Raw genomic sequence first — 12545 nt, 5'->3', positions numbered from 1 at the left:
GGGGAAATGGAGTGGACGGCACGGGAGTGGGGCTGGGCCTGGCCCGCGGACCGCCGCATCCTGTACAACCGCGCCTCGGCAGCGCCGCGCCCACCGCGGTGAGCGTCCGCGCCGCCCGCAGCAACCGTCCCGCGCGCCCCTCGCGCAGGGTCACGGCGACCGACCCCAGCCGGCGACGCATCGCGTGGTCGGCCAGGGACTCGCCGGCCGCTCCGAGGACGGCCGTCGCCCGGGCCGTGCCGGTCTCCGCCGGCGGGCCCAGCAGGAGCGCCGCGCCCGAGGCCGCGGCCAGCGCCGAACCGGCGAAGACGTAGGGCAGCTCCCGGTGCGCGCCGTGCCAGGCCGGCACGGCGGTGTCGGCCGCCAGCACCGCCGTGTACGTCGCGACCGCCGGACCCAGCACCGCGGCGCCGCCGGTGGCCACCGCTCCCACCCGGGGGACCCGTCCCGTGACGGCCGCCGCCGCGGCGACGCCCGCCACGGGGCCGTAGACCGTCAGCAGCCAGGAGCCGACACTCATCGGCGAGGTCGGCTTGACCACCCGCAGCATGTGCGTGAAGCGCGACGGGACACCGAGGTCGTGGATGAGCGCCGCCGTCGCCAACGCCACCGAGCCGACGGAGGTCACCTTCAGCGCGGTCGCCGTCCTGGCCGCGCCACCGGCGTGCAGCGCCGCGGCCAGCACCGACCCCGCCCCGGCGAGACCGCCGAGGAAGAAGTACCCGGCGATGTCGCGGGCCTCCCAGGCGGGGGCCTTGATGACGGGGCGCCCGTAGTAGCTCGCGAACGACGCCCGCTCCACCATGAGCTGCTCCCCGCCGCCGCGCCTCCGGCGCCCGCCCCCGGCGTGGTGTTTGCCGTCGGCCACGGTCTGCCCGGTGTCCTCGTTCATCGGTGTCCCTTCCGTCGAGCCGCCGGGGCGGCGCCGGCCCCGACCGCGCAGAGCAGTGCCAGCCCGGCCGCGGCGGCGTGGCGCCACATCCGGGGGAGGTCGCGGGTCGTCACCTGCGGGTCCGGCGGGAGGCCGTAGACCTCCGGTTCGTCCAGCAGGAGGAAGAACGCCCCGTCGCCGCCGACCCCGTCGTCGGGGTCGTGGCCGTACAGCCGGGCCTCACCCACGCCCGCTTCGTGCAGGGCGTCGAGACGCTGCGCCGCCCGCTCCCGCAACTCGTCCAGCGGGCCGAACTGGATCGACTCCGTCGGACACGCCTTCGCACACGCCGGCTCCATGCCCGCCCCGAGCCGGTCGTAGCACATCGTGCACTTGAACGCCCGCCCGTCGTCGGGCCGCTGCTCGATGACGCCGTAGGGGCAGGCGGGCACGCAGTAGCCGCAGCCGTTGCAGATGTCGTCCTGCACCACCACCGTGCCGAACTCCGTGCGGAACAGGGCGCCCGTGGGGCACACGTCGAGGCAGGCGGCATGGGTGCAGTGCTTGCAGACGTCGGACGACATCAGCCAGCGGATCTTCCCTCCCGGAGTTCCCCCCGGCTCCGTGGCCGGCCCGTCGCCGCCGGCCCCGGACGGCGGGACGGGGGTCAGCCCCAACTGCGGCCGGTCGCCCGGATCGACCGGCGTGTCCTGCGCGTCCGGCGCGACCTCGGGCACCGACTGCTCGACGAAGGCGACGTGCCGCCAGGTGGAGGCCCCCAGCTCCCGGGTGTTGTCGTAGGACATCCCGCTCAGCGAGAATCCGTCGGCGGGCAGCGCGTTCCACTCCTTGCAGGCCACCTCGCAGGCCTTGCAGCCGATGCACACCGAGGTGTCGGTGAAGAACCCGACCCGCTCGGGCGGCTCGGTGTACCCGCTGTCCCGGGCGGGGTCGGCCGCCCCCGAGGGCGTGCCTCCCGCGGGCCGGTGTGTTGCGTCCTCGGGTGCGGTCACGGTGTCTCCTCCTCCGGTGAGCCGAGGCCGCCCGTGGCCTCGGTGACCCCCGCTCGCCGCCGGTACTCCGCGACCAGGGCCGGGAGCGCCGGGCCGCGCGGTCGGCGGCCGGGGCGGATGTCGGCGGTGAGCGCCTTGTCCTCCTGGATGTGCGCGTTCGGGTCCTGCGCCACCGCCGTCAGTTCGTTGGCGGCGTCCCCCGTGGACAGCCCGTTGGGGCCCCAGTGGAACGGGACGCCGATCTGGTGCACCACCCGGCCCAGCACGGTCAGCGGCGTCATCCGCTCGGTCACCAGCACCCGCGCCTCGATGGCGTTGCGGGCGGTCACCAGCGTCGCCCAGCCTCCGTGCTCCAGTCCCCGTTCCGCCGCCAGCGCGGGGGAGACCTCGCAGAACAGCTCCGGTTGCAGTTCGCTGAGATAGGGCGACCAGCGGCTCATGCCGCCCGCGGTGAAGTGCTCCGTGAGCCGGTAGGTGGTCACGACGTACGGGTAGACGGCCGCGCCGGGCTCGCCCGGCCCCGGGTGGTAGCGGTTCTCCGGCCGGCTGCTCTGCAACAGCACCGGGGACCGGTCGCGTCCCGGGTACAGGCCGTTGGGCACGGGGGAGTCCTGCGGCTCGTAGTGCGTCGGCAGCGGCCCGTCCAGCAGCCCCGACGGGGCGTACAGCCATCCCTTGCCGTCGGCCTGCATCACGAACGGGTCGTCACCGCGCAGCGCCGCCACCCCCACGGCGTCCTCGTCGGGGACGTGGCCGGGGGCGAGCCCGGGAGGGAAGTCGGCGACGTCGTGGCCCACCCACTCCCGCTGTCGCTCGTCCCACCAGACGTAGGCCTTGCGGTCGCTCCACGGGGTGCCGTCCGGCGCTGCCGAGGCGCGGTTGTACAGGATGCGGCGGTCCGCGGGCCAGGCCCAGCCCCACTCCCGTGCCGTCCACTCCATTTCCCCGTGCGGGCGACGGCGGGCGGCCTGGTTGACGCCGTCCCGGAAGACCCCGCTGTAGATCCAGCAGCCGCAGCGTGTGGAACCGTCGTCCCGCAGCCCGGTGTAGTCGGTGAGCGGTGAGCCGTCCGGACCGGTCCCGTTGATCTCGGCGAGGACCGCCTCCGCCGACGGCTCGTCGTGCGGACCCGAGACCGGGTAGTCCCACGTCAAGTCGAGAGGCGCCCGGTCCATGGGGTCCGTGGAGCCGCGCAGCAACTCCCGCACCCGCAGCCCGAGGTGGTACATGAACCACAGGTCGCTGCGGGCGTCACCGCGCGGCTCCACCGCGGCGTCGTGCCACTGCAGCCAGCGATTGGTGTTGGTGAAGGAGCCGGACTTCTCGGTGTGGGAGGCGGCGGGGAAGAAGAACACCTCGGTGGCGACGTCCTCGGTCCGCAACTCGCCCGACTCGATCTCCGGACCGTCCCGCCACCAGGTGGCGGACTCGATGAGCGAGAAGTCGCGAACCACCAGCCAGTCGAGCGCCGCCATCCCCAGCCGCTGCATCCGCGCGTTGGCGGAGCCCACCGCCGGGTTCTCCCCCATCAGGAAATAGCCCTTGCAGACGCCGTCGAGTTGGGCGCGCACCGTCGCGTAGGTGTCGTGGGAGCCCGTCAGCCGCGGCAGGTGGTCGAAGCAGAAGTCGTTCTCCGCCCGGGCGGCGTCCCCGTACCAGGCCTTCAGCAGGCTCACCGCGTACGAGCGCATCTCGTGCCAGTAGCCCTTGCCGGTGCGCGTGGAGTCGACCCAGCTGTCGAGGTCCTGGTGGGAGCGGTGGTGCGGCATCGGGATGTACCCCGGCAGCAGGTTGTACAGCGTCGGGATGTCGCTGGAGCCCTGGATGGAGGCATGGCCGCGCAGCGCCTGGATCCCGCCGCCGGGTCTGCCGATGTTCCCGAGCAGCAACTGGAGCACGCTCGCCGCGCGGATGTACTGGCTCCCGGTGGTGTGCTGGGTCCACCCCACCGCGTAGACGAAGGCCGACGTCCGCTCCCGGCCCGAGTTGGCGGTGAGGTCGCGGCAGACCCGCAGGAACAGCTCCCGGGGGACGCCGCACACCTCCTCGACCAGTTCCGGGGTGTAGCGGGCGTAGTGGCGCCTCAGCACCTGGTAGACGCACCGCGGGTGCTGGAGGGTCTCGTCCCGGCGCGGCCGCGGCGCCGCCACCGCGCCGCCCGAGCCGTGGCTCTCGGCGCCGCCCGCGCGCTGGGTGGACGCGTCGTCCGTGGAGTCCTGGGTCCGCAGGTCCGCGACCGGTTCCCTCGTCCCGGCCGAGGCCTGCACCGGCGAATCCTCGTACTGCCAACTGGCGGGGTCGTACGTGTGTGCCGTCTCGTCGAGCCCGGAGAAGACGCCGTCGAGCTCCTCGGTGTCGCGGAACGCCTCGCTGACCAGGTGGGCGGCGTTGGTGTAGGCCGTGACGTACTCGCGGAAGTCGGCCTCGTTCTCCAGGACGTGGTGGATGATGCCGCCGAGGAAGGCGATGTCCGAGCCGGCGCGCAGCGGCACGTGGTAGTCGGCGAGCGCGCTGGTGCGGGTGTGCCGCGGGTCGACGTGGATCACCCGGGCACCCCGCGCCTTGGCCTCCATCACCCACTGGAAGCCCACAGGGTGCGCCTCGGCGAAGTTGGAGCCCTGGATGACGATGCAGTCAGCGTGCTGGAGGTCCTGCATGAAGGTGGTGGCGCCACCGCGCCCGAAGGAGGTCCCCAGACCGGCCACGGTCGAGCTGTGGCAGACGCGCGCCTGGTTCTCCACCTGGACGACGCCCAGCCCGGTCAGCAGCTTCTTGATCAGGTAGTTCTCCTCGTTGTCGAGGGTCGCGCCACCGAGGCTCGCGATCCCCAGCGTCCGCCCGACACGGGTCCCCTCGTGCTCCCACTCCCAGCTGTCGCGGCGGGTGCGCACCACCCGTTCGGCCACCATGTCCATGGCCCGGTCCAGGTCGATCGGCTGCCAGTCGCTCGCGCCCGGCGGCCGGTACAGGCACTGGTGGCGGCGGGCGCTGCCCGTGGTGAGCTGGAGCGTGGCGGAGCCCTTGGGGCACAGTCGGCCGCGGCTGATCGGCGAGTCGGGGTCGCCCTCGATCTGCACCACGCGGTCGCCGCGGACATGGACCTCCTGGCCGCAGCCGACGGCGCAGTACGGGCAGACCGACTTCACGACCCGGTCCGCGGCGGCGGTCCGCGGGGTCGACGCCCGGGTGCGGGGCGAGGAGGCGGCGCTGCCCCGTCCCGTCGGGTCGTTGCCGGTCAACTGGCGGTACACGGGCCACTCGCCGAGCAGCCGACGCAGGTCACGCACGGTGGATCTCCGTTCGTCGCAGCGCGGGGCCGAACCGTGCCCTGCCGGTCCGGAGGACCGGGCGGGTCGGGCGGCCGGATCGCCGTCCCCAGGGGTCAGGAAGGGGGCGCGGGAAAGGGGCGCTCCCGCAGCACCCGGGCCAGATGCGCGGCGGTCGACGCCAGCGCGGCGGAGGTGGAACGGACCTGCTCCGGGGTCTCCGACAGCTCCTGGTAGTCGGTGCCGTGCATCGCCTCGCCCACCCAGTAGGTGAGGGCCTGCGGCGGAAGGGTGAAGCCGAGGTCGTTCAGCCCCTGGAAGAGGTCGGCGGACACCTTGTGCGCGCCGTCCTCGTTGCCGACCACCGCGACCGCGCCGACCCGCCCCGCCATCAGGGGGCGTCCCTGCTCGTCCGTCTCGGAGATGTCGGCGTTGAGCCGCTCCAGCACGCGCTGGGCGACGCTGGAGGGATGGCCCAGCCAGATCGGCGTGGCGAGCAGCAGGATGTCGCAGGCGAGGACGCGTTCGCGCAGCGCCGGCCAGTCGTCGCCCTCACCGACGTCCGCGGCGACCCCGGGCGGGATGGTGTGATCCACCGCGCGTACCAGTTCCGTGGTCGCGCCCTCGGCGGACAGCAGTTCCAGCACCTGTTCCGCGAGGAGTTGGCTGCTGGACGCGGCGGGGGAGCGGTTGAGGGTGCAGACGAGGGCGAGCGCGCGCAGCGGCGCAGTGGTGGTCATGCGCTGCCGGGTGACCCGCCGACCTGGTTCCGAACCTCGACCCCGGACACGTCACCCGAACGCCGCACCACCGCGCCCCCCGGTTCGGGCGAAGCGATCCTGGCTACCCAGGACCCGGCGGTTGCCGACCCCGGCCCGCCGCCCGCTCCCGCCCACGACACCGCCCGCACCTTCCGACAGGGGACAGCCCCATGGCCCACCAGGACGCGCTGCGACGACCTGCCACCGACCCGGACCCGCCGGCGCCTGCGGACCGACTGTTCAGACTTCCCGGCGTCTACCGGCCGCAGGCAGACACCCTGCTGCTCGCCGCGGCGATGCGACGCGAGGGGTTCACCCCGGGGACGGAGGTGCTGGACCTGTGCACCGGCAGCGGGGCGCTGGCCCTGCACGCCGCCCGGCTGGGAGCCCGGGTGACGGCGGTCGACATCAGCCGTCGGGCCGTGGCCTCCGCGCGGCTCAACACGGCCTTCGCCCGACTTCCGGTCTCCGTGCGCCGCGGGGACCTGCTCTCGGTGCTCCGCGGCCGCGCCTTCGACGCGCTGGTCAGCAACCCGCCCTACGTTCCGGCTCCGACGGACGCGCCCTCCCGGCTCGGCGGGGGCCGCGCCTGGGACGCGGGACCCGACGGGCGGCTCGTCCTGGACCGCATCTGCGACGGGGCCGCCGCCGCGCTGCGGCCCGGAGGGCTGCTGCTCCTGGTGCAGTCGCACCTCAGCGGACCGGAGGCCACTGTCGACCGACTCGCCGGAGCCGGAATCCGTGCGGCGGTGAGCGACCGGGTCACGGTCCCCTTCGGGCCGGTCCTGCGGGGGCGTGCCCGCTGGCTGCGGGCGCAGGGACTGCTCTCCCACGCCGTGGAGGGCGAGGACCTGGTGGTGATCCGTGGCCGCAAGGGATGAGGCGCCCCGCCGCGTGACGGTCGACCCCGAGGGGCCGCTGCTCGTGGAGGGCCCCGTCGAGGTCGTCGGCGCGGACGGGACGGTCAGCCGGTCCGACCGGTTCGTCGTCGCCCTGTGCACCTGCCGCCGCAGTCGCACCCAGCCGTGGTGCGACACCAGCCACCGTCGCCGCCGGCGCGGCGGCGACGGCCCGCGCGAAGCCGCGGGGCCCGTGCGCGAGGAGGAGGAACCGCTGTGAGCGCCCCGGCCGAACCGAGGCAGCGGGAGGACCGGGCCCTGCCCGTCCTGCCCGCGCCGCGCGGCGACCTGAGTCGCGCCGTGATCACTCTGCTGTCCGGGCGGGAGGCGGCGCTCCCGGCGGAGGCGGCCTGGGAACGGGCCGACCCCTACGGCGACGACCTCCACCTGGCGCTGTACGTCCTGTACGAGCTGCACTACCGGTCCTTCGCCGGGGTGGCCGACACCCTCGAATGGGACCCGGCGCTGCTGGGCGTGCGGGCCGCGGCGGAACGGGTGTTCCTGCGCGCGCTCCGCGAGGACGCCGGCGCCGGCTCCACGGACGTCGCCACCGCCCTCGACGGCCTGCTGGCGGAGCCGGTCCCCCGGGAGGGCACCGGTGTCAGCCACCACCTGGAGCGGGACGGGGAACTCTGGCAGCTGCGGGAGTACGCCGCCGTGCGGTCGCTCTACCACCTCAAGGAGGCCGATCCGCATCTGTGGGTCGTCCCCCGGCTGCGGGGCCGGGCGAAGGCCGCCATGGTCGCGGTGGAGTACGACGAGTTCGGCGCCGGCCGCGCCGACCGGGTCCACGCCCGGCTCTTCGCGGAGCTGATGGCCGACCTCGGGCTGAGCCCCGCCTACGGCCGGTACCTGGACGCCGCGCCGGCGCCCGCCCTCGCCGTCGTCAACATGATGTCGATGCTCGGACTCCACCGGCGGTGGCGGGGCGCGCTCGTCGGCCACTTCGCCGCCGTCGAGATCACCTCCTCGCCCGGGTCGAGGAGACTGGCGGCCGCCATGCGCCGCACCGGGGCCGGGCCCGCCGCGCAGCGGTTCTACGACGAGCACGTGGAGGCCGACGCCGTCCACGAGCAGGTCGTGCGCCGAGAGGTGATCGGCGGTCTCCTCGCCGACGAGCCGCACCTGGCCGGTGATGTCGTGTTCGGCATCGAGGTGACCGAGCACCTGGAGCAGCGTCTCGCCGACCGCCTGCTGCCGCGCTGGCGCGCCGGCCGGTCGGCCCTGCGCGGGCCGGACGGCTGATCGCGCGGCCGCTCGCGGGCGCTCTCGGCCTCAGATGTCGGAGTCCTTGTCGGCGGGCTCGTCGGTGAGGTGGACGGCGGCCTCCTCCGCGGACGCGGCACCACCGTCGATGCCGACGTCCTCCGCGAGAACGTCGGTGTCCCGCCCGGTGGTGTCCGTCACCTCGGCCAGCCGGCCGGCCCGCTCCGCGCCGAGCTCCCGCTCCTGCGGCTCACCCTCGCCGTCCCGCAGGTCCCCGATCCCGTCGCCAGCCGGGGGATCGACGTCCGGCACCTCCTGCGCCAGCCGCTGGTCGAGCGTCTCGCCCTCCTGCTCCTCGGCCGCGGTGGTGCCGAAGCGCTCCACCCCGAGCGGTCGCTCCGGTGGGGAGTACCCCTCCGCCATCCGGTCGTCCGCCCCGCGCTCGTCGAGCGTGTTCTCCATGTCCGGCTGGTCGTCGGACGGCAGGCTGCCGTCGTCCGACTGGGGCTGGTAGACGTCGTCGCCGCGTGCCTCGTCCGTCATCACTGTGCTCCTCGGTGCTCGATGTTCCGTCGCCGTGGCGATCGGCGCGTACGGTCCGACCGGCGGACGCGGGCCGCGCCCCGCAGGGCAGCCGCACGCCGATCATCCGTCCGACGCCGCTGTTCCGCGAGCCGGGGCCCGGCCGCCGTGCTGCGGCGGCTACCCGGGGTCCGCCGTCCGATGCGCGGGCGAGCGCCGGGGCCGGGGCCGCCCCCGCCGTTTCGTGCCACGGACCGCCGGGCACCCGGCGGTGCCCCGAACCGCCGAACGCGAAGGACACGCTCATGAAGGCCGTTGTATGGCACGCCGTCGGCGACATCCGTCTGGACGACGTGCCGGACCCCACCATCCAGGACCCGCACGACGCGATCGTCCGCATCACCACCTCGGCGATCTGCGGTACCGACCTGCACTTCGTCCGGGGCACCATGCCCGACATGAAGGAGGGCCGCGTCCTCGGCCACGAGGCGGTCGGCGTCGTCACCGAGGTGGGGCCCGAGGTGCGGAACTTCCGCCCCGGGGACCGCGTGGTGGTGCCGTCCACCGTCGCCTGCGGCACCTGCAGCTACTGCCGGGCGGGCTACTACGCCCAGTGCGACAACGCCAACCCGCCGCGGGGCGGGACCGTCTTCTTCGGCGGGCCGCAGAGCGCCGGCGGTCTCGACGGCCTCCAGGCCGAGTACGCCAGGGTCCCGTTCGCCCACGTGGGGCTCGTTCCGCTGCCCGAGACGGTCGACGACGCCCAGGCCATCATGCTGTCGGACATCTACCCGACCGCCTGGTTCGGTGCGCGGCTCGCGGAGATCAGCAGCGGTGACACCGTGGCCGTGGTGGGCGCCGGTCCGGTCGGGCAGGCCGCGGTCGCGTGCGCGCGGCTGCAGGGAGCGGGGCGCGTCATCGTCGTCGACGGCGTCGCGGACCGGCTCGACCTGGCCCGCAGGCAGCACGCGGAGACGGTCGACTTCAACCGCGAGGACCCGGTCGGCACCGTCCTGGAGCTGACCGGCGGCATCGGCGTCGACCGGGTGATCGAGGCGGTCGGGGTGGACGCACAGCGGCCGGCGCACGGACCCGCCGTCGTCACCGACGAGGAGGCCCGGGAGTTCGACCGCGAGCGGGACGCTGTCGCCCCGGAGCAGCATCCGGACGGCGACACGTGGATCGCCGGCGACGCGCCGACGCTCGCGGCGCGCTGGGCCGTCCGCATGGTGGCCAAGGCCGGCACCGTCGGTTTCGTCGGCGTCTATCCGCCGCAGGTGCAGCAGTTCCCCTTCGGGGAGGCGTTCATGAAGAACCTCACCCTCCGCATGGGCAACTGCAACCACCGCCGCTACGTCCCCCGGCTCGTCTCCCTGGTGGCCTCCGGCGCGCTGGACCCCACGCCGCTCATCACCCGCTGGTCCGGCGAACGGGACGTCATCGACGCGTACCGCACCTTCGACCGTCGCGAGCCGGGCTGGACGAAGGTCGCCCTGGGACTGGACGAGCACGGCGCTGTCGCACCCGGACTCGGAGCCGGAGCCGGCACCGGTACCGCGACCACCGCCGGCGGCCGGATGTGAACCGGCCCTGGCCGACCCGGCCCGGTCGGCCAGGGAAGAGCGAAGCGAAGAGAGAGGAGAGAGCAGTGGCGGACAACGACAAGAAGCTCGCCCAGGGCGACCACGTCACGTGGCGCAGCCACGGAAAGGACGTCGGAGGCACCGTCGTCCGACGGATCGAGCGGCGGACCGAGGCGGCCGGCCGCACCGTCGACGCCTCGAAGGACGAACCGCAGTACGAGGTGAGGAGCGACAGCAGCGGCCGGACGGCGGTCCACACACCGCAGTCCCTGCGCCGCGACTGATCGGCCGCCGGTTCCTGACACGGCGAGGCCGGCACGGCGAGGGGCGCCGCTCCGCTTCGGAGCGGCGCCCCTCGCGGCGGGGTTCGCAGCGCCCCGTTCGGGGCGCTGCGCCGTCGGCCGGTCGGCGCCCGGCCGACGGCGGACTCCCGTCGGCTAGCGGGTCCGGGGCTCCGGGCCGAGCGCGGAGGCCAGCTCGTGGACGGTCCCGTACCGCTGCTCACGCGGCAGCTCCGCCAGCGTTTCGACCAGCTGGTCGGGTGCGTGCTGCCGTCGCAGTTCGCCCACCAGGCCGTCCCTGCCGACGGGGAAGGAGGTCCGGCCGAGGTAGCGGGCCAGCTCCAGCCGCAACCGCTCGGGCGGCCCGTCGCCGCCCGCCCCGCCGACGGGGTCCTCGGCGACGGCCGGATCGTCGTCGGCCGGGGGCTCGGCGCGCGGCCCTTCCACCGCGCGCGGGGAGGAGCCGGCTGTGAGGTCGCCCTGGAGCTCCTTCTTCATCTCGTCGTCCCGGAGCGGTCCGGTCGTGTCACTGCGCTCGGTCATGACGCCTCCCTGGGTGAGGTGGTCGGTCTCCCCGGGTACGGGGTCCGGCCCAGCCGGTGCCCCTGGCGGGAACCGGGAAACGAGGGGTTTCGCGCAGTGACCCGGACGGTTCGTCCGCTGTCACCTGGCGTCCGCTGTCACGCCCGCGCCGACCGGCGCCGCTGCGGATCCGCGGGCGCGGTCGTCTCCAACGAGACCGCGTCCGGAGGCACCACTCCGAGCTGCACACCGTGGCGGGGCAGCACCGCGTCCAGTGCCCAGTCGGCCGCCACCCGGGCCCGGTTGCCCGGTTGGGAGAGCAGGTGGTAGGCGCGGGTGACCGCCGCGGCGGGGAGACCGGACAACGGCAGCCGCAGCGGGTTGGCGGCCGCGTCCCGGCCCCCGAGGTCCACCATGAAACCGAGGTCGTGGTGCACGTACTCCCGCTCCGTCCCGTGCCCGAAGGAGGCCGCGATGTTGTGTGCCGCCAACTTCCCCTGCCGGTGCGCGTGCTGCGCCGTCATGGCGGTCGGCTCACCGGAGCGGGTGAGGTCGGGAACAGCCGCCGCGTCGCCGCACGCGAACACCTCCGGGCGGCCGGGGACCCGCAGCGTCGACTCCACGCACAACCGCCCCTGCTCCGTGGGCAGCCCGAGCGACTCCACGAAGGGGTCCGGCCGCACCCCGACGCACCACACCAGCGTGCGGCTGGGGACGAAGGTGCCGTCGCTGAGATGCACTCCGGTGGCGGTCGCCTCCGCGACGGAGGTGCCCGTGCGCACGTCCACCCCCCTGCCGCGCAGCACCCGGTCGGCGGTGGCCGACAGCCGCGGGTCGAGCTCCGGCAGCACCCGGTCGGCGATGTCCGCCAGTAGCCACCGGGGCCGCGGACCGTTCGCCAGGACGCTGTCGTGCCGGTGGAGCGCGTCGGTCAGCCGGACCCCCTGCGCTGTCACCTCCGTCCCGGTGTAGCCCGCGCCGACGACCACGAAGGTGGTGCGTGCCTGCCGCTCCGCGAGGGTGGGGGCTGCGCCGGCCATCTCGACCTGGCGGGTGATGTGGTCCCGCAGATGGAGTGCCTCCGCGATGCCGCGGAAGCCGTGCGCGTGCTCGGCGACGCCCGGCACCGGGAGCAACTTGTTGACGCTGCCCACGGTGAGCACCAGCCGGTCGTACTCCAGCTCGCCCCGGTTGCCCTCGGGGTCGGTCCAGCGGACGGTGCGCCCCTCGAGGTCGATACCGTCCGCCTCGCCGAGGACGAGCCGCACCCCGGGGAGGGTTCCGGTGAGGGAGACGGTGACCCGTCTCGGCTCCAACCCCCCGCCGGCCACGTCCGGCAGCAGCGGGAGGTAGAGGAAGTAGTCGTTGGGGTTGATGATCACGATCTCGGCTGCGCCCTTGGCGCGCCGCAGCAGCGTACGGGCGCACTGGTAGCCGGCGAAGCCGGCGCCGACGATGACGATGCGGGGGCGTCGGGTGGTCAACGGGTCCTCCTGGCGGACGTGCGGCGACGGGGGGAGGCGCCCTGCGGGGCGGTGGCGCCGTGACAGCGGGAACGCGGCGGTCTCGGCGGCCGGCCGCTGCGGCGCCACCGCTCCGGTTGGCGGGCACCGCCCGCCAC

Annotated in this window: 12 protein-coding genes; 5 read left to right on the top strand and 7 right to left on the bottom strand. The window is 74.6% G+C overall.

What is annotated here, in order from left to right:
• From nrfD to HCN52_RS15670, 4 genes are all read right to left on the bottom strand, one after another.
• A partial coding sequence (gene nrfD, locus HCN52_RS15685; protein ID WP_245175183.1) for an NrfD/PsrC family molybdoenzyme membrane anchor subunit occupies positions 1-892 on the bottom strand: 892 nt, incomplete at its 3' end.
• Positions 889-1884: a 4Fe-4S dicluster domain-containing protein gene (locus tag HCN52_RS15680; protein ID WP_168089066.1), complete on the bottom strand. Its 996-nt coding sequence runs from the start codon at positions 1882-1884 to the stop codon at positions 889-891. The genes nrfD and HCN52_RS15680, both read right to left, overlap by 4 nt.
• The gene (gene fdh, locus HCN52_RS15675) at positions 1881-5162 is read right to left on the bottom strand and encodes a formate dehydrogenase (protein WP_209314594.1); all 3282 of its coding nucleotides are present in this window, start codon (positions 5160-5162) and stop codon (positions 1881-1883) included. The genes HCN52_RS15680 and fdh overlap by 4 nt, the downstream gene beginning before the upstream one ends.
• Before the next feature lie 104 nt (positions 5163-5266).
• A complete protein-coding gene (locus HCN52_RS15670) occupies positions 5267-5890 on the bottom strand; it encodes a flavodoxin family protein (RefSeq protein WP_168089065.1) in 624 nt (207 codons plus the stop codon).
• Positions 5891-6081: 191 nt separating this feature from the next.
• Between HCN52_RS15670 and HCN52_RS15665 the strand changes: the two genes are divergently transcribed.
• The 3 genes from HCN52_RS15665 to HCN52_RS15655 are packed head-to-tail and all read left to right on the top strand — an operon-like array spanning position 6082 to position 8055.
• Entirely contained in the window at positions 6082-6792 is a 711-nt protein-coding gene (locus HCN52_RS15665; protein WP_168089064.1) for a HemK2/MTQ2 family protein methyltransferase, read from the top strand.
• A 13-nt stretch (positions 6793-6805) separates the two neighbouring features.
• The gene (locus HCN52_RS15660; protein WP_168089063.1) at positions 6806-7030 is read left to right on the top strand and encodes a CDGSH iron-sulfur domain-containing protein; all 225 of its coding nucleotides are present in this window, start codon (positions 6806-6808) and stop codon (positions 7028-7030) included.
• Positions 7027-8055, top strand: a complete 1029-nt coding sequence (locus HCN52_RS15655) for an iron-containing redox enzyme family protein (protein WP_312876720.1) — start codon at positions 7027-7029, stop codon at positions 8053-8055. Before HCN52_RS15660 ends, HCN52_RS15655 begins: the two co-directional genes overlap by 4 nt.
• Positions 8056-8085: 30 nt before the next feature.
• On the opposite strand, the gene HCN52_RS15650 is transcribed toward HCN52_RS15655, so the two are convergent.
• A complete protein-coding gene (locus tag HCN52_RS15650; RefSeq protein ID WP_168089062.1) occupies positions 8086-8559 on the bottom strand; it encodes a DUF5709 domain-containing protein in 474 nt (157 codons plus the stop codon).
• Between the two features lie 284 nt (positions 8560-8843).
• On the opposite strand from HCN52_RS15650, the gene HCN52_RS15645 reads away from it, so the two are divergent.
• Positions 8844-10121: a zinc-dependent alcohol dehydrogenase gene (locus tag HCN52_RS15645; RefSeq protein WP_168089061.1), complete on the top strand. Its 1278-nt coding sequence runs from the start codon at positions 8844-8846 to the stop codon at positions 10119-10121.
• Positions 10122-10186: 65 nt separating this feature from the next.
• Complete coding sequence (locus HCN52_RS25495; protein ID WP_168089060.1) at positions 10187-10405, top strand: hypervirulence associated TUDOR domain-containing protein; 219 nt, start codon at positions 10187-10189, stop codon at positions 10403-10405.
• Between the two features lie 153 nt (positions 10406-10558).
• Here the strand turns inward: HCN52_RS25495 and HCN52_RS15635 are convergent, their stop codons facing one another.
• Entirely contained in the window at positions 10559-10945 is a 387-nt protein-coding gene (locus tag HCN52_RS15635) for a DUF2795 domain-containing protein (RefSeq protein WP_168089059.1), read from the bottom strand.
• A gap of 137 nt (positions 10946-11082) precedes the next feature.
• A complete protein-coding gene (locus tag HCN52_RS15630) occupies positions 11083-12408 on the bottom strand; it encodes an NAD(P)/FAD-dependent oxidoreductase (protein ID WP_168089058.1) in 1326 nt (441 codons plus the stop codon).
• Positions 12409-12545 lie beyond the last annotated feature (137 nt).

Source organism: Streptomyces bohaiensis, assembly GCF_012033785.1.
In the GTDB taxonomy this organism is placed as follows: Bacteria; Actinomycetota; Actinomycetes; order Streptomycetales; family Streptomycetaceae; genus Streptomyces; species Streptomyces bohaiensis.
This window is presented reverse-complemented; position numbering and strand designations above follow the sequence as displayed.

Bases quoted from the DNA above. Each gene is read 5' to 3' on its own strand.
- HCN52_RS15635 (WP_168089059.1), bottom strand. From the start codon at position 10,945: ATGACCGAGCGCAGTGACACGACCGGACCGCTCCGGGACGACGAGATG.
- HCN52_RS15645 (WP_168089061.1), top strand. From the start codon at position 8,844: ATGAAGGCCGTTGTATGGCACGCCGTCGGCGACATCCGTCTGGACGAC.
- HCN52_RS15665 (WP_168089064.1), top strand. From the start codon at position 6,082: ATGGCCCACCAGGACGCGCTGCGACGACCTGCCACCGACCCGGACCCG.
- HCN52_RS15650 (WP_168089062.1), bottom strand. From the start codon at position 8,559: ATGACGGACGAGGCACGCGGCGACGACGTCTACCAGCCCCAGTCGGAC.
- HCN52_RS15670 (WP_168089065.1), bottom strand. From the start codon at position 5,890: ATGACCACCACTGCGCCGCTGCGCGCGCTCGCCCTCGTCTGCACCCTC.